Genomic DNA, 17,450 nt, shown 5'->3' on the forward strand with positions numbered 1-17,450 from the left:
ACTTACTCTCCACGCAGGGCCGACATCAGCCCTTTGAATTTGCTGTTGAGCAGCGTAAAGCTGGCCTGAAAGTTGACCGCGTTTTCGGCGTAGTTCGACTGTTCGAGCTGAGCGTCCACGGTGTTCTGGTCGATGGAAGGCTGCATCGGCGTGCGGTACTGCAGCGATTCATCGCCACTGCTGAGGCCTTGCGCTTCGATATGACGGCTGTTGGTCATGTTCAAGGCAAAGGTGCCGTTCTGGTTTTTATCGTTTTGTGCGGCGAGCACAGACGCGAAATCCAGATCCCGAGCCTTGTAGTTCGGGGTGTCGGCGTTGGCGATGTTGTTCGCCAGCACTTCCGCGCGCTTGGCGCGAAAGCCCAGGGCTTGCTCATGGATACCGAGCGCTTTATCGAAGCTGATGCTCATGTCGGGAAACCTGTGTGGACTGGCCTGAGCGTGTACTTCAGGCATTACATGACATGAACACAGCAAACCCCGTGCCAGTTTGCGCAGGGCCGTGTTTCAAGGGTTTGCGGGGGGGATGGAAAGCGGCAACGGCCCAAAAGCGGCAACGGATTTCCGCTGCCTGCCGCTTTTCTGCCGTCCAGAGAACGGCCCCCCCCTGTAGGAGCGAGCTTGCCTCGCGATCTTTTAGAAGATCAAAAGATCGCGAGGCAAGCTCGCTCCTACAGGGGCAGTTTTATTTGGCCTGGTAGATGATCCCAGGGCTGCACTGGACCATCTGGTAGTGGTCCGGCAAACCGTTCAGCGCTTCGGAGGCACCTAAAAACAGGTAACCGCCCGGTTTCAGGGTGCTGTGGATGCGCAGCAGGATGTCTTTTTTCACGTCGGCCGAGAAGTAGATCAATACGTTGCGGCAGAACACGACGTCGAATTTGCCGAATCCGGCGTAGCTGTCCAGCAGGTTGAAAGGGCGGAACTCGACCCGACTTTTGATCGGCGCCTTGATCACCCAGCGGCCCGGGCCTTTAGGCTCGAAGTAACGCTGCAAACGCTCTTGCGACAAGCCGCGGCCGATGGCCAAGCTGTCGTATTCGCCGCTTTTGCAGATGTTGAGCATAGAACTGGACAGCTCGGTGGCGACGATCTGCACACCCGCCTTCAGTTGCCCCAGGTTGCTGCGCTCGAACTCATCAATCGCCATCGACAGCGAGTACGGCTCCTGCCCCGACGAGCATGCCGCCGACCAGATGCGCAGGCGCTGGCCCGTATGGGCCTTGATCAGCTCGGGCAGGACTTTGTTTTTCAGCACTTCAAAGGGGTAGGTGTCGCGAAACCACAGGGTTTCGTTGGTGGTCATGGCATCGACCACCTGCTCGCGCAAGCCGCTGCGTGGCTGGCTCTGGATGCGCTGAATCAGCTCGCCCAGGGTTTTGATCCCCTGCTGCTCCATCAGTTTGTTAAGACGGCTGGAGACCAGGTATTGCTTGTTTTCACCGAGCAAAATGCCACAGGCTTTTTCCAGGAAGACCCGGAATTGTTCAAAATCCAAATTAGCCGTCGACAAGTGATCGTGCCTCTAAAAACCTATTGATCGCCATGGGCATCGCCCCTAGCTGTGATCTGCTGCCTTGATCCGGTCGACAACCCGGGATGCCAGGTCATCAGGGCGGAACTTGGCCAAAAAGTCATCCGCGCCGACTTTCTTGACCATCGCCTGATTGAAAACACCGGACAACGACGTATGCAGAATGATGTGCAAGTCTTTCATCCGCGGATCGTTACGGATCTCGGCGGTCAGGGTGTAGCCGTCCATTTCGGGCATTTCGATGTCCGAAATCATCATTAAAAACTCGTGCGCCGGGTCTTTGCCTTGCTCGACCATCGCGCGCAGGTACTCCAGCGCCTGGCGCCCGTCATTGAGTGAAACCACCTCAACTCCGACCGATTGCAGGCAACGGGCAACCTGTTTGCGCGCCACCGACGAATCATCCACGGTCAGCACCCGCAGCGACAGGGCTTTTTCCTGGGTCTCGACGTCCACCACACCGTGAGAGATGGTTTCCGGTGAGGGCGACACTTCAGCCAGCACTTTTTCAACGTCGATGATTTCGACTAACTGATCGTCCAGTTGAGTCACAGCTGTCAAATAATGGTCACGCCCGGTGCCCTTGGGTGGCGGATGGATGGCCTCCCAGTTCATGTTGACGATGCGTTCCACCGCGCCCACCAAAAACCCCTGAGTCTTGGTGTTGTATTCGGTGATGATCACAAACGGATTGCTATGGCCTCTCAGAGCCCCCGCACCGGTGGCCATCGCCAGATCGAGAATCGGGATGGTTGCGCCGCGAATGCTGGCCACGCCGCACACCACCGGGTGGGATTTGGGCATCACGGTCAGCTTGGGGCATTGCAGCACCTCGCGGACTTTGAACACGTTGATCCCGTAGAGCTGCGGCCCCCCCAGACGAAACAGCAACAGCTCCAGGCGGTTTTGCCCGACCAGTTGAGTGCGCTGGTTAACCGCATCCATCACCCCAGCCATACTCAGCTCCTTTATAAATCGTTAAGTTGCGACACGCTGCCCGGTAAACGGCACGGGCTTTGCTATTTATCCGCCATGAAGCCGAAAACGACAAAAACCTGCCACCGATCACGCTATCAGCCCTTGCGTCGCTGCGCACTGCGCCTGCTCGCGGCCGGGTGCCTGCTGAGTGTAGGCACACCTGCCGGTGCCGACACATTTACCTCACCTGACCAGCTTATCGGCGTGACCCAAGGGTTTCTTGAGTTCACCGTCGAAGACTATTTGGCCACGGGGCAAATTGAGGGCCGCTACGAGATCCAGGTCAATCAACTGGACCCGCGCGTGCGCCTGGCGCACTGCGACAAGGATTTGACAGCCACCCTCGAAAGCCCTGCCCAGCCCATGGGCCGCGTGACGGTCAGGGTACGCTGTGAAGGTAGCTCGCCGTGGACCATCTTTGTACCGGCACAGGTCAAGTTATTCCGAGATGTGGTCACGGTCACGCATCCACTCAAGCGCGGGGCGATTATCGACTATGGTGATGTGACCTTGCGCGAGCGCGATGTCGGCCTGATCAGCCAGGGGTATCTCACCGCCGTGGAGCTGGCGGTGGGGCAAAAACTGCTGCGCCCGGTGGTCTCCGACCAAGTGCTGACACTCACGCACCTGGAGCAGGCCGCGACAGTGCGCAAGGGTGACCACGTGATTATCAGTGCCCGCAGTGGCACTTTAAGTGTCAAAATGCCCGGCGAAGCGCTGTCCGATGGCGGCCTCAGCGAGCAGATCCGGGTTAAAAACCTGAATTCAAACCGGATCATCAAGGCCCGTGTGACGGCGCCCGGTCAGGTTGAAGTCGCGTTGTAGAGCGGTTGGCGTGTTTGTCACGCCTGGCGTTGACACAGATCAGTACAGCGTTGTGTGAAGCTATGATTAATCGGGCCTAAAGTTTTCTCGGGTTTGGCCGAAAACAAGGCAAGCGTCCAAATACCCAGAGGTTTTTCGTTATGGTTATCGACTTTAGTCGTCTCAACAGCGCCCCGCCCCTGCCCGGCAGCACGCGCAGCAATGCCAACCAGGAAGCAGGTAGCGCCACGCAAGCGGCCCCTGCAGCCAAAACCGCTGAAAACACCGGCACCGAAGCCGCGAGCGGGGAATCTGTGCACCTGAGCCCGCAAGCTCAACAGTTGCAGAAAGTCAGCGATTCGCTGCGCGATCAGCCAGTGGTCAACAAAGAACGTGTGGCCGCGTTGAAACAAGCCATTGCCGAGGGCAGTTACACCGTCGACAGCAACAAGGTTGCCGGCAAACTGCTGAATATCGAAGCCGAGCGCTAGGCCCAAGGCCGGTGCCAGGCTTTTGGACGCCTAATTCCTAGAGCCCGACATGCACGACGAGAATCTGCTGCAACTGATCAATGACGACCTGGCACCTGCCGAGCAACTGCTGGGCCTGTTGCAGGACGAGTCTGTCGCCCTCAAGGGGCGCGACATGGTGCTGCTGGAAAACATTCTGGCGCGCAAGCATTCATTGGTTATCTTGCTTGAGCAGCATGGCCGCAAACGCAGCGAAATCCTTGCCAGCCTCGGCTTGCCTACCAATCGCAGCGGCCTCGAAAGCCTTGCCAGCCACTCAAGCGTGGGCGATCAGTTGCTCAGCCAAAGCGAGTTGCTGAACCAGTTGCTGGCTCAGTGCCACGCCGCCAACCAGGCGAACGGCCAGTCGATCCAGACCCAACAGGCGATCACCGCCAACCAACTGCGCATCCTCCACGGCGGCGAAACACCCTCGCTGTATGACGCGCGCGGCACCACCTCGCTCCTCAACAAACACCGCGCTTACAGCCAGGCCTGAGCCTGCACTATCTACACCCGCAGCATGATGGCAGAATGCCCTTTTTTTTGCGTGTTGCCGTTTTTTGTCTGGAGATTGACGACCCGTGCTAGATGCCCAAGATGCTCCGCAACCGCCCAAGGTGCTGACGACGCCGATGGAGATCGCCTCAAATTTGCGGATGCTGCAAGAGAGCCATGACCCGCTGATCATCACCTTCAACGACCGTACCCAACGTTTTCAGAGCTACATGGTGGATGTGGACCGTGACAACCAGCTTATGACCCTGGACGAAATGGTCCCACGGGACGGCGAGCGTTTTCTGGCGGCGGGCATTCCATTTCGGGTCGAAGGTTTCCATGACGGCGTGCGCATTGCATGGGAATGCAACACCCCGCTGAGCATCGACGACAGCGGCCCGCACCGTTGCTATCACGGCGCGTTGCCCAAAGAAGTGATCTACCACCAGCGCCGTAATGCGTTCCGCGCCGCCCTGAAACTGGCGCACCTGGTGGACGTCAACGTGGCGGGCGACAAGCTCGGCAAAGCGATCAAGGGCAAATTGCTGGACGTGTCAGCCACCGGCTGCAAATTGCGTTTTGAGGGCGATATCAGCGAGCTCATCCAGCTGGGCCAGGTGTACGAACGCTTTAGCGCCGCCCTGCCCTTTGGCCACATGACCACCCCGGTCGAGTTGCGCCATCTGTACTTCGAAGAGCGCCTGAACATCACCTTTGCCGGCATGCGCTTTCACAACATCAGCGGCGCGGTTCAGCGCCAGGTCGAACGGTTTGTCTACCAGTTGCAGCGCGATGCCCGCCGGTTCGACAAGGATGACGATTTTTACTGAGTGCCCGGCCTGATCTTGCTCGCGATCTTTTGATGTTTAAAAGATCGCGAGGCAAGCTCGCTCCTACAGTTTGGGGTCGACCTCGGGGCCGCCGAACTCCGGGGCTACTTCAGGCTCAATTTCTGGCTCACTCTCAGGCTCGACCCCGTCCACCATTTGCTCCTGCACCACCTGCTCATCGACCCGCGGGTCAAGCGCTGCGGCCAAGGGCGAGGTGGACATGCTGTCGGGCATGGCAACGTGTTGCAGCGGTGCGTCGTCGACCTGGTGCAAATTGGTGACCGCGTTCGGACGAATGCGCCACACCAGAATCAAGCTGGTGAAGCTGAAAAACGCATACAGCATATGGCTGCCCAGCACTTTCATCAGCACCCCGGCCACCAGCGGGCCGACGCTGGCACCAATGCCGTAGGTGACCAGAAGCATGGCAGTCAGCGACACCCGGCGCTCGCTTTCGATGTGATCGTTGGCGAAGGCCACGGCCAGCGGGTAGATGCAAAATTGCAGCAGCGCGCTCAAGAACCCCGCCACGAACAGCACCTCGACAGGCACCTGCGGGAAAATCGCCAGCGGCAACGCCGCTGCACACAGCAACAGCGCAAATACGCGAATCAGCAGTGGCCGGTCATAGCGGTCCGACAACCAGCCCAGCGGCCATTGCGCCAGCAACCCGGCAAAAATACAGCAACCCATGTACCAACCGACCAGCTCGGTAGACAACCCTTGCTGCGAGGCGTAAAGCGGCGCCAGGCCGTAGAACGCACCAATCAGCAGGCCTGCGCCCATCACCGCGATCAGCGATTGCGGCACCCGCTTGATAAAGAATTTAGGGTCCATGGGTGCGGGCCGCAACGGCGCCGGGTGGATGCGCCGGGTCATGGCCACCGGCACCAGACACAAGGCAAAACACATAGCCACGAGCATCAGCAGTTCGAGGCCCAGTTGCGGGTGAACCACCAGAATCAGTTGCCCGAGCACCAGCCCCAGGTACGAGGCGATCATGTACAGGCTGAACACCACGCCGCGCTGTTTGGCGTCGGCCTGCTCGTTAAGCCAGCTCTCGATGACCATGTACTGGCACATCATGCCAAGGCCGACGATCAGACGCAGCAGCAGCCAGATCGGCAGCCAGTCGGTCAAACCGTGACACAACACCGCCGCGCCGACGATCCCGGCACAGGTGGCGTACGCCCGGATATGCCCCACGCGGGCAATCAGCCGGTGCCCAAGCTTGCCGCCCAGCACCAGACCAAAATAGTTGGCCGCCATCAAGGCACCGACCCATAAACCGTCGACGTCATCGGCAGCCAGGCGCAACGCCAGGTAGGTGCTCAACAAACCTGAGCCGATCAACATCATCAGCGAGGCAAAATACAACGCTCGAAACGACTTCCAGATTTGGCGCATTGGCTTTCCGTACGGCTCCTTGTGCATGGTCCATGGATTCAAACAGGCAGTGGCGACCTGAACGACTAAGCCCAAGCCACCAAAATACGCAGTACACCTTCAAAAAAACAAGTAGTCGCTGCCGCAGGCTGCGAAGGGTTGCAGCGCAACCCGTTTCTCAAACCCTCCAGCACCTCCCCGTTACCCACCTCTGGATACCACCCCCGGACGTGAGATACATTCAAGCCGCGATCAACCAAAACAGCAGCCCCTCAACCGACAAAGGGTGCCACTTGAATAAAAATCAAAAATTGCGAACCTTCGACCTGATCCGTGAAGCGGTACTGCCTGAGTACCGCGACCGTGTAGACGACTACCTGACCTTGTACGAGCACGCGTTGCATGCTGAACCTGCCGACGCCGAGAAGTTGCATGCCATGGCCCATGAGCTTAAAGGCTACCTGCGCGGCCTCAACACCACCCGCGTGATCGGCATGGCCGATTTTGAGGCACTCGACCGCCGCGTCACCGAGTCCTGGCTGGAAGTTGAGCCTTACTGAGCGTTGCGGCTGAAGATGCGGATCACTTCATCCAGATGCTCAGCCATGGCCTGACGCGCCGCCTGCGGGTCATGTTGCTCCAGTGCCTGAAGCACGCGCCGGTGCTCGTCCTCCGAGCGGTGCGGCATGTCATCTGAGGTGTAGTGGCTTTGCAGGCGCTGGAACATGCTGCCGTAGCTGTGCCCCAGCAAGTGCTGAATCATCAATGCGTAGGCCGGGTTGTCCGACGCCTGGGCAATGCGGATATGAAACAAGCGGTCGCCGGGGTGCGTGTGCGAACCCTCGCGGTTGTCTTGCACATTGCGCTCAAACGCTTCGCGGATCCCGGCGAGTTCTTCATCGCTGGCGTTCACGGCCGCCAACGCCGCCGCTTCAGGCTCGATCAAGCGCCGCGCCTGGAGCAAGGCGAACGGCGGGATCTCGGCACTGAAATCCACGGCAATGCCCAGCTCCGGGTCCAGCTCGCGCCATTGGTCACGGGTGGCCTGGGCCATCACCGGCTCATTGGACACCGCCTGCACCGGCGGCTCACACACCAACACACCGTTGCCGACGCGCACATCCACCAGGCCGATCACTTCCAGGGCAATCATTGCTTCACGCACCGATGCCCGGCTCACGCCCAATAACTTGGCCAATTCGCGTTCGGCGGGTAGCCGACTGCCCGGCGGGAATTCACCGCTGTCGATCAAGGCCCGCAACTGATCGGCGATCTGCCGATAAAGTCTTTGGTTATCAATAACTTGGAATGGCATCGTGAAATTGGCTCTGGTCTGTGCAACGGCTCGCGAGCGCTTTTTGAAAAAAAAGTCACTTGTTGAAGCGTGAGGTGCATGCTAAAAAAGGTTCAATGGCCTGACCATTGGATGGATAACGTACAGCGATCATAGCTAAAAACGTATCCCGACGCTGCGTCGTTTTGCCAGTTGCTACGCCCGCAATGGCCTGACCATTAGTCCAAAAGACACAATGGCGAAGGGTTCAGGCCAACAATAAAAACAATCACATCGTTACGGAGTACCCATGGATCTTTCCGGCAAACGCGTGCTGATCACGGCCGCAGCCCAAGGCATTGGCCACGCCAGTGTCCAGGCATACCTCGCCGCTGGCGCCGAAGTCTTCGCCGCCGACATCAATGCTGGCGCCCTTGAGGCTCTTACAGGCGCTCACAAAATTGTTCTGGACGTCACCGATGCCGCCGCCATTGAGCGCCTGGCCAACGAGCTTGGCCCGCTGGATGTGCTGTTCAACTGCGCAGGCGTGGTGCACAGCGGCAACATCCTGGAGTGCAGCGAAAAAGACTGGAACTTCGCCCTCGACCTCAACGTCACCGCCATGTACCGCATGATCCGCGCCTTTTTGCCGGGCATGCTCAGCAACGGCGGCGGCTCGATCATCAACATGGCCTCGGTGGCCTCCAGCGTCAAAGGCGTGCCTAACCGCTTTGCTTACTGCGCCAGCAAAGGCGCGGTGATCGGCCTGACCCGTTCTGTCGCCGCGGACTTTGTCAGCCAGAACATCCGCTGCAACGCCATCTGCCCCGGCACCGTTGACTCCCCTTCCCTGCGCCAGCGCATCCGCGAGCAAGCCGAACGCGAAGGCCGCAGCGTGGACGAGGTGTATGCCGCCTTCGCCGCGCGCCAACCCATGGGCCGCATCGGCACCGCCGAAGAAATCGCCCAATTGGCCCTGTACCTGGGCTCAAGCGCCAGCGGCTTCACCACCGGCACCGCACAAATCATTGATGGCGGCTGGAGCAACTGACAGCCCTTTTTTGACTGTGTGGGAGCGGGCTTGCTCGCGATGCTGGCGACTCGGTTTGTCTGAAGCATTGCGCTGAGGCAATCGCGAGCAAGCCCGCTCCCACACATGTGATTACCTATTTCGAGGACTCTTTATGAAACTGCTGCGCTACGGCGAAAAAGGCCAGGAACGTCCCGCTCTGCTCGATAACAACGGTGATCTGCGTGACTTGTCCGCAGTGGTCACGGATATCGCAGGCGACACCCTCAGCCCGCAAAGCATTGCTCGCCTGCAAGACATCGACCCGGCCACCCTGCCGCTCGTCCAAGGCTCGCCACGGATCGGCGCATGCGTCGGCCAGGTCGGCAAGTTCATCTGCATCGGCCTCAACTACGCCGACCACGCCGCTGAAACCGGTGCGGCCATTCCCGCTGAGCCGGTGGTGTTCAACAAGTGGACCAGCGCCATCGTCGGCCCGAACGACAACGTCGAAATCCCGCGTAATTCCCGCAAGACCGACTGGGAGGTCGAGCTGGGTGTGGTCATCGGCAAAGGCGGCCGCTACATCAGCGAAAGCGACGCGCTGGAACACGTGGCCGGCTATTGCGTGATCAACGATGTGTCCGAGCGCGAGTTCCAGCTGGAACTGGGCGGCACCTGGGACAAAGGCAAAGGCTGCGACACCTTCGGCCCGCTCGGCCCATGGCTGGTGACCCGCGATGAAATCGCCGACCCGCACCAGCTCGACCTGTGGCTGGAAGTCGACGGCAAGCGCTACCAGAACGGCAACACGCGCACGATGATTTTCCAGATCCCTAAAATCGTCAGCTACCTCAGCCAGTTCATGAGCCTGCAACCCGGCGACGTGATCTCTACCGGCACCCCGCCCGGCGTTGGCCTGGGCATCAAACCAGACCCTGTGTACCTGCGTGCGGGCCAGCACATCCGCCTGGGCATCAGCGGCCTGGGTGAACAAAACCAACGCACCGTCGACGCCGAATAAGCCGGAGAACGCCATGACTACCATTACTGCTGTACGGGTTGAAGACATTCGCTTCCCCACTTCGCAATCGCTGGACGGCTCGGACGCGATGAACCCGGACCCGGATTACTCCGCGGCCTACGTCATCCTCGAAACCGACACCCCGAACCTCGAAGGCCACGGCCTGACCTTCACCATCGGCCGTGGCAACGAGATCTGCTGCGCCTCGATCAAGGCCCTCGCGGGCCTGATGGTCGGCCTCAAGCTTGAGTGGATCGCCGAAGACATGGGCCGCTTCTGGCGCTACGTGACCAGCGACAGCCAGCTGCGCTGGATCGGCCCGGACAAGGGCGCCATCCACTTGGCCACCGGCGCGGTGGTCAATGCCGCCTGGGACCTCTGGGCCAAGGCCGAAGGCAAGCCGGTGTGGCGTCTGGTGGCCGACATGAGCCCCGAGCAACTGGTGCGTTGCATTGATTTTCGTTACATCACCGACTGCATCACCCCCGACGAAGCCCTGACCCTGCTGCGCGAGCGCGCCCACGGAAAAGCCGAGCGTTTGGCCCTGCTCGAAGCTAAAGGTTACCCGTGCTACACCACCTCGGCCGGTTGGCTGGGGTACGCCGACGAGAAGCTGCGCCGCTTGTGCCAGGAAGCCGTCGACGCGGGCTTCTCGCACATCAAATTAAAAGTCGGCCACGACCTGCAAGACGATATCCGCCGCGTGCGCATTGCCCGCGAAGTGATCGGTCCGGACCGCAAGCTGATGATCGACGCCAACCAGGTCTGGGAAGTCGACGCGGCCATTGACTGGGTACGTGAACTGTCGTTCGCCCAGCCGTGGTTTATCGAAGAACCGACCAGCCCGGACGACGTCGAAGGCCACCGCAAAATCCGCCTGGGCGTCAGCCCGGTCAAGGTCGCCACCGGCGAAATGTGCCAGAACCGCATCGTCTTCAAGCAACTGATCATGCGCGAAGCGATCGACGTGGTGCAGATCGACGCCTGCCGCCTGGGCGGGGTCAACGAAGTGCTGGCCGTCATGCTGATGGCCGCCAAATACAACTTGCCGGTCTGCCCGCATGCCGGTGGCGTGGGCCTGTGCGAGTACGTGCAGCACCTGTCGATGATCGACTACCTGTGCATCGCCGCCACCCATGAAGGCCGCGTGGTGGAGTTTGTTGACCACCTGCACGAACACTTCGAAGACCCCTGCGTGATCCGCGACGCCGCCTACATGCCGCCACAGGCGCCGGGCTTCTCGATCCAGATGAAAGCCGCCTCCCGCGAGCAGTACCGCTACCGGGGCTAAACCAGCGTTTTGAAGGGACGGAGTACAACAACAATGTCGTCCACACAGCCACCACGCCTGGATGCGCATCAGCACTTCTGGCGATATGACGCAGCCGGTTACCCGTGGATCAGCCACGACATGCCCGGCCTGCGCCGCGACTTTATGCCCGACGACCTGCGCCCCTTGCTCGATCAGGCCGGGCTCGACGGCTGCATTGCCGTGCAAGCCCGCGCCTGCGAAAGCGAGACGGACTGGCTGTTGCAGTTGGCCGGGCAATACCCGTGGATTCGCGCCGTGGTGGGCTGGGTCGACCTGTGCGCCGCCGACCTTGAACACTCGCTGGAACGCTGGGCGCAGGCCTCGGTGCTGCGCGGGTTTCGTCATCAGTTGCAAGACGAACCCGCGCCTGCCGAGTTCATGCAACGGGCCGATTTCAACCGTGGCCTGGCGACGTTACAGCGCCAAGGCAAGGTCTATGAAGTGCTGATCAAGGCCTGCGACCTGAGCGCCGCAACGCAGTTGTGCCAGCGCCATGACCAGCATCACCTGGTGCTCGACCACCTCGCCAAGCCAAACGTGCAGGCCAACAACCTGCGCCAATGGGCCGAGCAACTGGCGCCGCTGGCCGCATTGGCGCATGTCAGTTGCAAATTGTCGGGGCTGGCGACCGAGGCCGATTGGCAGCACTGGCAGCCCGAGCAACTGACCCCGTACCTGGACACCGCACTGCACCTGTTTGGCCCTGAACGCTTGATGTTCGGTTCCGACTGGCCGGTGTGCCTGCTGGCCAGCGATTACCGCACCACCCACACCCTGGTCGACAGCGTGTTGCAGCACTTGAGCGCCGCTGAACAAGCGGCGATTTGGGGCGCCAACGCCTGCTCCATCTACGGGCTTGAAGGAGTGACACGATGAATCTGCATCTGCAAGACAAGGTCTTTATCGTCACCGGCGGCGGCTCCGGCATTGGTGCCGCGATTTCTCTGGGGCTGGCCGATGAAGGCGCGATCCCGGTGATTTTCGGCCACAGCCCGCTGTCAGATGAACTGGCCCGACAACTGGATCAACGCGGCGCACAAAGCCTGTTTATACAGGTCGAACTGCGCGACGAAGACGCCTGCCGCGCCGCCGTCGCCAGCGTACTGCACCGCTTCGGGCGCATCGACGGGCTGGTCAACAATGCCGGTGTCAATGACAGCGTGGGCCTGGACGCCGGGCGCTCGGCCTTTGTCGAGTCGCTGGAAAAAAACCTCATCCACTACTACCTCATGACCCACCTGTGCGTCGACGCGCTCAAGGCCAGCCGTGGGTCCATCGTCAATATCAGCTCCAAAACCGCCCTCACCGGCCAGGGCGGCACCAGCGGCTACACCGCCGCCAAAGGCGCGCAACTGTCGCTGACCCGCGAGTGGGCCACCTCGTTGCTGGCCGATGGCGTACGGGTTAACGCGGTCATCCCGGCCGAAGTCATGACCCCGCTGTACGAGCGCTGGATCAACAGCTTCGACGACCCGCACGCCAAGCTGGCGAGCATCGTCGAGAAAATCCCCCTCGGCCAGCGCATGACTACTTCAGAAGAAATCGCCGACAGCGTGCTGTTCCTGTTATCCCCCCGCGCCTCCCACACCACCGGGCAATGGCTGGTGGTCGACGGCGGCTACACCCACCTGGACCGGGCACTGACATGAGCAAACCATGCACTGACCCTGTGGGAGCGGGCTTGCTCGCGATACAGGCGACGCGCGCTGCCTGATCCACCGCACAGATGCCATCGCGAGCAAGCCCGCTCCCACAAGAAATGATCCATGCAAGTCGCTCACAACAATAAGAAGGAGATGCGTCATGTCACTCAAGCACTCGAACGTCGCCGCGCCGCCCTTTACCAAGGCGGTGACGTCTTACCGCTGGGCACTGATTCTGGTGACCTGCCTGTTCTTTCTCTGGGGGTTGTCGTATGGCTTGCTGGACGTGCTCAACAAGCACTTCCAGGAAACCCTGCACGTCAGCAAGGCCCAGTCCGGCTTGCTGCAAAGTGCGTACTTCGGCGCCTATTTTCTGATCGCCCTGCCCGCCGGTTTCTTGATGGACAAGTACGGCTACAAGGCGGGCATTCTGCTCGGCCTGTGCCTGTATGCCTGCGGCGCCCTGCTGTTCATGCCCGCCGCGGCCGCGCAAAGCTTTCAGTTCTTTTTGTTCGCGCTGTTTGTGATTGCCTGCGGCCTGGGCTGCCTCGAAACCGCTGCCAACCCGTATGCCACGGTGCTGGGTTCACCCGCAGGGGCTGAGCGGCGCTTGAACCTGGCGCAGTCGTTCAATGGCCTCGGGCAGTTTTTTGGCCCCTTGATTGGCGGTGCGTTGTTCTTCAGTGGTGCCAACAGCACCGACACCACCCAGTCGCTGCAAATGACCTATCTGGTGATTGCCTCGCTGGTGCTGCTGGTCGCCGTGCTGATCGCCCGCACCCCGCTGCCGGACCTGCGCGAGCAAGAAGTTCAGGCCCAGCAACTGAGTGATAAAGGCCTGTGGCAACACCGCGAGTTTGTCACCGGGGTTATCACCCAGTTTTTTTACGTCGGCGCGCAAGTCGGCGTCGGGGCGTTTTTTATCAACTACGTCACCGAGCACTGGGCGCAAATGGGCAGCCAGCAAGCGGCGTATCTGCTTTCGGTGGCCATGCTCAGCTTCATGTTTGGGCGCTTCTTCAGCACCTGGCTGATGGGCCGCGTCAATGCCCAGCGCCTGTTAATGATTTACGCACTGATCAACGTGGCGCTGTGCGCGGTGGTGGTGCTGGGGGTTGAAGGCGTGTCGGTGGTAGCGCTGGTAGCGACCTTCTTCTTTATGTCGATCATGTTCCCGACCCTGTTTGCCATGGGCGTGAAAAACCTCGGCGCGCATACCAAGCGCGGCAGCTCGTTCATGATCATGGCCATTGTCGGCGGGGCCCTGCTGCCCTACGTGATGGGCCTGATCGCCGACCACTCCTCCACCGCCGTGGCGTATCTGTTGCCAATGGGCTGTTTTGTCATCGTTGCGGCCTATGCCCGCTCCGCCTTGAGGGCCCGTTAATCGCTGTCCCTGTTGTTGAACTCCACAAAAAAAATAATCGGAGCCACCCATGTCCAATCCTGTGTTGAATCAGGCGCTCAGCAAGATTCGCTGGCGCATCCTGCCCTTTGTCGCCTTGATGTTCGCGATGGCGATCATTGACCGTTCCAACATTGGCTTTGCCAAACATGCCCTGCAGGCAGACACCGGCCTGAGCAACGCCGCGTTTGCCTTGGGCGCGGGCATTTTCTTTATCGGCTACGCCGTGTTTGAAGTGCCCAGCAACCTGATGCTGCACAAAGTCGGCGCACGCATCTGGCTGAGCCGGATCATGATCACCTGGGGGCTGGTGTCGGCCGCCATGATGTTTGCCCACAACGAAACCAGCTTCTACATCCTGCGCTTTTTGCTCGGTGTGGCCGAAGCGGGCCTGTCGCCGGGCGTGGTGCTGTACCTGACCTACTGGTTCCCGCAGAACAAGCGCGGCGCCGCCTACGGCATTTACTACTTCGGCGTGCCGGTGTCGTTGATGGTCGGCGGCCCGGTGTCGGGCTGGCTGCTGGAAAGCGCGCAATTTGGCCTGACCGGCTGGCAATGGATGTTCGTCACCGAAGGCCTCGCCGCCTCGGTCATCGGCGTGTTTGCGCTGTTCTACCTCACGGACAAACCGCGTACGGCCAAATGGCTGACCGAGCAAGAAAAAGCCGCGGTCGAGCACGAACTGGAAAAAGAACACCTGCTCAAGGCCGATACGGGACCGTCGTCCTGGCGCTCGGCGCTGATCAACCCGACGGTGCTGTACTTCACCCTGATCTACTTCACCATCCAGGTCAGCGTGTACGGCGTGTTGTTTTACCTGCCGACGCGCATCGCTGAACTGCTCGGCACCGGCATCGGCCTGGAAGTCGGCCTGCTGACGTCCATCCCGTGGATCGCCACCGTGATCGTGCTCTACGCGGTCACCCGCTACGCCGACCGCAAAGGCCTGCAAACCCGCTTTGCCGCGCTGATGCTGGCCCTGGCTGCGGTCGGCATGGTCGGTTCGACCTTGAGCGCCAGCCTGCCGCTGGTCATCCTCGCGTTCTGCCTGGCGGCCGCCGGTTTTATCACCGTGCAACCGCTGTTCTGGACCTTGCCGACGCGCTTTCTGAGTGGCGCCGCCGCGGCCAGCGGGATCGCCGTAATCGGCGCCCTGGGCAACCTCGGCGGCTTCCTGGCACCCACGGTTAAAACCTGGGCCGAACAGCAATTCGACAGCACCCATGCCGGCATGTACTTCCTCGCTGCCATGGCACTGCTGGGTACGTTGATGTTGTTGCGCTCGGCCAGAAAAGGCCGTGAGCCGGGTAAACGTATTGACCCAGCCCAAGTGGCGCCATCCGCCTGACAACCACTGAGGTGGGAGCACGCTTGAACGGGGTCATAGCCATATGGCATCCCATAAAGGGTAATCTCCCACTCTCTTGACCAGCCCTGCACGCAAGGGGTTCGCAATGACATAACGGGCCACACGCTTCAAGTCCTCTTCATTGCGTAAAGCATGGTCATGGTAGCCCTGCTGCCATCGACTGCCTGTTCGACCGGTGGCCTGATTGATAGCTCTTGTACTCAACGACTTGGTACGGCACATCAATTGGTCAAGTGAGCTGCGCTGAAGCACTACCAGCCAGTGAAAATGATCTGGCATTACCACCCATGCCAGCGAATCAACGAAACCTTGCTCTTGCGCGCTCCGCAACTGCTCTAGAACCAGCCTGCCGACGCGCCAGTCAAGGAAAACAGGTTCCCGATTGAGCGTATTGGCCGTCAGCAGGTAGATGCGGTTTGGCTCGCTGAACCGACCATGACGCAGGCGGTGGGAAGCAGGAAACGAGGGCATAGAACGTCTCGATGAGTCGACAGATCCAAAGGCTAGTCACTGAATGCACGGTACCCTCCGTCATCGTTTAACCGCATATGTCAGTATTGCAAACACCCTGTGGGAGCGGGCTTGCTCGCGATGGCAGCAACGCGGTAGTGCAGGTTCACCGCGTCGCCTGAATCGCGAGCAAGCCCGCTCCCACTAGAGTTACAAGGTTCCTCTGGGTATTTCCCGGGCCAAGCGCGTACACTGCCAGCGTTGTTTCAGTATGTTACGAAGGAAAGAAGTCGGTCCGAATCCGACGCGGTCGCGCCACTGTAGTCGGCACCTTGCCGAGAGCCAGATCTTCCTTTGCCTTTGCACTCTTGCCGGGACGCGTAATCCCAGAGGTAATCATGGTTTCTAACGCTGCTACTCACTCTGACCTCTCCATTCCTGCCATTCCCCTGCGCGATGTATTGCCGTGGGCGATTTTCGGGGGCCTGTTGCTGTTGCTGGCGATTTATTTCGTCGGCGCTGAACAAGGCGCCACCGCCGTCTTCAAGGGCATGTACGTGCACGAGTTCGTACACGACGGTCGCCACCTGCTGGGCTTTCCCTGCCACTGATCCGAGGGGTTTCACATGACTGGTCGTTTACTCGTCAGGGGCATGCTTGTCGGTCTGTTGGCCGGCCTGCTGGCCTTCAGCTTTGCCAAGGTGTTCGGCGAACCCGAGATTGATCGCGCTATCGCCTTCGAAGAAGGCATGTCCCATTCCCACTCCCACGGTGACGCCGAGGAAGAAGAACCCGAGCTGGTCAGCCGCGAAGTGCAAAGCACCTTCGGTCTGTTGACCGGAGTGCTGGTGTACAGCGTGTCGCTGGGCGGCATTTTTGCCCTGGTGTTTGCGTACTCACTGGGCCGTGTCGGTAACGTCGGCCCGCGTGGCCTGGCCGCACTGCTGGCGCTGGCCGCCTTTGTGGTGCTGTATCTGGTGCCGGGGCTGGTGTATCCGGCCAACCCGCCCGCGGTGGGCAACCCGGACACCATCGGCAAGCGCACGCAGTTGTTCTTCCTGATGCTGCTGGTGTCGCTGGCCGCCGCGATCATTGCCGTCAGTGCAGGCCGTAAATTCATCGCCAGCTCTGGTCTGTGGAACGGCGTGATCAAGGGCGTGGTGCTGTACCTGGTGATTGTCTCGATAGCAGGCTTTTTGTTCCCGACGTTCAATGAAGCACCGGACGGTTTCTCGGCCCTGCTGCTGTGGAAATTTCGCGTCGCCTCGCTGGGCATTCAAGCGGTACTGTGGACCGCACTGGGCCTGATCTTCGGCGTCGTCGCCGAACGTTTGCTGCTGCCCAACAAGCCTTACAAAGCGTAAAGCCCTGTAGGAGCTGCCGAGGAACGACGGCTGCGATCTTTTAAAAGATCATAAGATCGCAGC

At 60.2% G+C, this 17,450-nt stretch carries 20 protein-coding genes; 14 read left to right on the forward strand and 6 right to left on the reverse strand.

Annotation, left to right across the window (positions count from 1 at the left end):
- Window positions 1-2: 2 nt before the first annotated feature.
- From flgB to TU84_RS16175, 3 genes are all read right to left on the reverse strand, one after another.
- Entirely contained in the window at window positions 3-410 is a 408-nt protein-coding gene (gene flgB / locus TU84_RS16165; protein ID WP_048370664.1) for a flagellar basal body rod protein FlgB, read from the reverse strand.
- Between the two features lie 274 nt (window positions 411-684).
- Window positions 685-1,512, reverse strand: coding sequence for a protein-glutamate O-methyltransferase CheR (gene cheR / locus TU84_RS16170; protein ID WP_048370666.1), 828 nt, complete (start codon window positions 1,510-1,512; stop codon window positions 685-687).
- A 45-nt stretch (window positions 1,513-1,557) separates the two neighbouring features.
- Window positions 1,558-2,490 carry a chemotaxis protein CheV gene (locus TU84_RS16175; RefSeq protein ID WP_048370668.1) on the reverse strand — a complete coding sequence of 311 codons (933 nt, stop codon included), beginning with the start codon at window positions 2,488-2,490 and terminating at the stop codon, window positions 1,558-1,560.
- 75 nt (window positions 2,491-2,565) lie between these two features.
- Here TU84_RS16175 and flgA point away from each other — a divergent pair, with 75 nt between their 5' ends.
- The 4 genes from flgA to TU84_RS16195 all read left to right on the forward strand — a co-directional run bounded on the left by flgA (window position 2,566) and on the right by TU84_RS16195 (window position 5,152).
- A complete protein-coding gene (flgA, locus tag TU84_RS16180) occupies window positions 2,566-3,336 on the forward strand; it encodes a flagellar basal body P-ring formation chaperone FlgA (protein WP_174479333.1) in 771 nt (256 codons plus the stop codon).
- 140 nt (window positions 3,337-3,476) lie between these two features.
- Entirely contained in the window at window positions 3,477-3,806 is a 330-nt protein-coding gene (flgM, locus tag TU84_RS16185; RefSeq protein ID WP_048370670.1) for a flagellar biosynthesis anti-sigma factor FlgM, read from the forward strand.
- A gap of 49 nt (window positions 3,807-3,855) precedes the next feature.
- Window positions 3,856-4,323, forward strand: a complete 468-nt coding sequence (locus tag TU84_RS16190) for a flagella synthesis protein FlgN (protein WP_048370672.1) — start codon at window positions 3,856-3,858, stop codon at window positions 4,321-4,323.
- Between the two features lie 136 nt (window positions 4,324-4,459).
- The gene (locus TU84_RS16195; RefSeq protein WP_153330132.1) at window positions 4,460-5,152 is read left to right on the forward strand and encodes a flagellar brake protein; all 693 of its coding nucleotides are present in this window, start codon (window positions 4,460-4,462) and stop codon (window positions 5,150-5,152) included.
- Window positions 5,153-5,215: 63 nt separating this feature from the next.
- On the opposite strand, the gene TU84_RS16200 is transcribed toward TU84_RS16195, so the two are convergent.
- A complete protein-coding gene (locus TU84_RS16200) occupies window positions 5,216-6,559 on the reverse strand; it encodes an MFS transporter (protein WP_048370676.1) in 1,344 nt (447 codons plus the stop codon).
- A 272-nt stretch (window positions 6,560-6,831) separates the two neighbouring features.
- Between TU84_RS16200 and TU84_RS16205 the strand changes: the two genes are divergently transcribed.
- On the forward strand, window positions 6,832-7,098 hold the full coding sequence (locus tag TU84_RS16205; protein WP_048370819.1) for a hypothetical protein: 267 nt from the start codon (window positions 6,832-6,834) through the stop codon (window positions 7,096-7,098).
- Here TU84_RS16205 and TU84_RS16210 read toward each other — a convergent pair.
- Complete coding sequence (locus tag TU84_RS16210; RefSeq protein ID WP_048370678.1) at window positions 7,092-7,853, reverse strand: FadR/GntR family transcriptional regulator; 762 nt, start codon at window positions 7,851-7,853, stop codon at window positions 7,092-7,094. The two genes, TU84_RS16205 and TU84_RS16210, sit on opposite strands and share 7 nt — an antisense overlap.
- 268 nt (window positions 7,854-8,121) lie before the next feature.
- On the opposite strand from TU84_RS16210, the gene TU84_RS16215 reads away from it, so the two are divergent.
- The 7 genes from TU84_RS16215 (at window position 8,122) to TU84_RS16245 (ending at window position 15,552) form a co-directional block, all read left to right on the forward strand.
- Entirely contained in the window at window positions 8,122-8,862 is a 741-nt protein-coding gene (locus TU84_RS16215) for an SDR family oxidoreductase (RefSeq protein WP_048370679.1), read from the forward strand.
- A gap of 133 nt (window positions 8,863-8,995) precedes the next feature.
- Window positions 8,996-9,844, forward strand: a complete 849-nt coding sequence (locus TU84_RS16220) for a fumarylacetoacetate hydrolase family protein (protein ID WP_048370683.1) — start codon at window positions 8,996-8,998, stop codon at window positions 9,842-9,844.
- 13 nt (window positions 9,845-9,857) lie between these two features.
- Complete coding sequence (locus tag TU84_RS16225) at window positions 9,858-11,135, forward strand: L-fuconate dehydratase (protein ID WP_048370685.1); 1,278 nt, start codon at window positions 9,858-9,860, stop codon at window positions 11,133-11,135.
- Between the two features lie 33 nt (window positions 11,136-11,168).
- Complete coding sequence (locus tag TU84_RS16230; protein ID WP_048370686.1) at window positions 11,169-12,032, forward strand: amidohydrolase family protein; 864 nt, start codon at window positions 11,169-11,171, stop codon at window positions 12,030-12,032.
- Complete coding sequence (locus TU84_RS16235) at window positions 12,029-12,805, forward strand: L-fucose dehydrogenase (RefSeq protein WP_048370688.1); 777 nt, start codon at window positions 12,029-12,031, stop codon at window positions 12,803-12,805. The genes TU84_RS16230 and TU84_RS16235 overlap by 4 nt, the downstream gene beginning before the upstream one ends.
- 154 nt (window positions 12,806-12,959) lie before the next feature.
- Complete coding sequence (locus TU84_RS16240) at window positions 12,960-14,186, forward strand: sugar MFS transporter (protein WP_048370690.1); 1,227 nt, start codon at window positions 12,960-12,962, stop codon at window positions 14,184-14,186.
- A 49-nt stretch (window positions 14,187-14,235) separates the two neighbouring features.
- The gene (locus tag TU84_RS16245) at window positions 14,236-15,552 is read left to right on the forward strand and encodes an MFS transporter (protein WP_048370692.1); all 1,317 of its coding nucleotides are present in this window, start codon (window positions 14,236-14,238) and stop codon (window positions 15,550-15,552) included.
- A 33-nt stretch (window positions 15,553-15,585) separates the two neighbouring features.
- Here the strand turns inward: TU84_RS16245 and TU84_RS16250 are convergent, their stop codons facing one another.
- On the reverse strand, window positions 15,586-16,044 hold the full coding sequence (locus TU84_RS16250) for an REP-associated tyrosine transposase (RefSeq protein WP_048370694.1): 459 nt from the start codon (window positions 16,042-16,044) through the stop codon (window positions 15,586-15,588).
- Between the two features lie 377 nt (window positions 16,045-16,421).
- On the opposite strand from TU84_RS16250, the gene TU84_RS16255 reads away from it, so the two are divergent.
- Both TU84_RS16255 and TU84_RS16260 read left to right on the forward strand, forming a co-directional pair.
- Window positions 16,422-16,634 (forward strand): CbtB domain-containing protein, encoded by a 213-nt coding sequence (locus tag TU84_RS16255; RefSeq protein ID WP_048370696.1) that lies wholly within the window; start codon window positions 16,422-16,424, stop codon window positions 16,632-16,634.
- 15 nt (window positions 16,635-16,649) lie between these two features.
- Complete coding sequence (locus TU84_RS16260; protein ID WP_082148739.1) at window positions 16,650-17,387, forward strand: CbtA family protein; 738 nt, start codon at window positions 16,650-16,652, stop codon at window positions 17,385-17,387.
- Window positions 17,388-17,450 lie beyond the last annotated feature (63 nt).

Origin of the sequence: Pseudomonas helleri, assembly GCF_001043025.1 — a bacterium.
Lineage (GTDB): Bacteria > Pseudomonadota > Gammaproteobacteria > Pseudomonadales > Pseudomonadaceae > Aquipseudomonas > Aquipseudomonas helleri.

Bases quoted from the DNA above. Each gene is read 5' to 3' on its own strand.
- flgB (WP_048370664.1), bottom strand. From the start codon at position 410: ATGAGCATCAGCTTCGATAAAGCGCTCGGTATCCATGAGCAAGCCCTG.
- TU84_RS16175 (WP_048370668.1), bottom strand. From the start codon at position 2,490: ATGGCTGGGGTGATGGATGCGGTTAACCAGCGCACTCAACTGGTCGGG.
- flgA (WP_174479333.1), top strand. From the start codon at position 2,566: ATGAAGCCGAAAACGACAAAAACCTGCCACCGATCACGCTATCAGCCC.
- flgM (WP_048370670.1), top strand. From the start codon at position 3,477: ATGGTTATCGACTTTAGTCGTCTCAACAGCGCCCCGCCCCTGCCCGGC.
- TU84_RS16190 (WP_048370672.1), top strand. From the start codon at position 3,856: ATGCACGACGAGAATCTGCTGCAACTGATCAATGACGACCTGGCACCT.
- TU84_RS16195 (WP_153330132.1), top strand. From the start codon at position 4,460: ATGGAGATCGCCTCAAATTTGCGGATGCTGCAAGAGAGCCATGACCCG.
- TU84_RS16200 (WP_048370676.1), bottom strand. From the start codon at position 6,559: ATGCGCCAAATCTGGAAGTCGTTTCGAGCGTTGTATTTTGCCTCGCTG.
- TU84_RS16210 (WP_048370678.1), bottom strand. From the start codon at position 7,853: ATGCCATTCCAAGTTATTGATAACCAAAGACTTTATCGGCAGATCGCC.
- TU84_RS16215 (WP_048370679.1), top strand. From the start codon at position 8,122: ATGGATCTTTCCGGCAAACGCGTGCTGATCACGGCCGCAGCCCAAGGC.
- TU84_RS16220 (WP_048370683.1), top strand. From the start codon at position 8,996: ATGAAACTGCTGCGCTACGGCGAAAAAGGCCAGGAACGTCCCGCTCTG.
- TU84_RS16225 (WP_048370685.1), top strand. From the start codon at position 9,858: ATGACTACCATTACTGCTGTACGGGTTGAAGACATTCGCTTCCCCACT.
- TU84_RS16230 (WP_048370686.1), top strand. From the start codon at position 11,169: ATGTCGTCCACACAGCCACCACGCCTGGATGCGCATCAGCACTTCTGG.
- TU84_RS16235 (WP_048370688.1), top strand. From the start codon at position 12,029: ATGAATCTGCATCTGCAAGACAAGGTCTTTATCGTCACCGGCGGCGGC.
- TU84_RS16240 (WP_048370690.1), top strand. From the start codon at position 12,960: ATGTCACTCAAGCACTCGAACGTCGCCGCGCCGCCCTTTACCAAGGCG.
- TU84_RS16245 (WP_048370692.1), top strand. From the start codon at position 14,236: ATGTCCAATCCTGTGTTGAATCAGGCGCTCAGCAAGATTCGCTGGCGC.
- TU84_RS16250 (WP_048370694.1), bottom strand. From the start codon at position 16,044: ATGCCCTCGTTTCCTGCTTCCCACCGCCTGCGTCATGGTCGGTTCAGC.
- TU84_RS16255 (WP_048370696.1), top strand. From the start codon at position 16,422: ATGGTTTCTAACGCTGCTACTCACTCTGACCTCTCCATTCCTGCCATT.
- TU84_RS16260 (WP_082148739.1), top strand. From the start codon at position 16,650: ATGACTGGTCGTTTACTCGTCAGGGGCATGCTTGTCGGTCTGTTGGCC.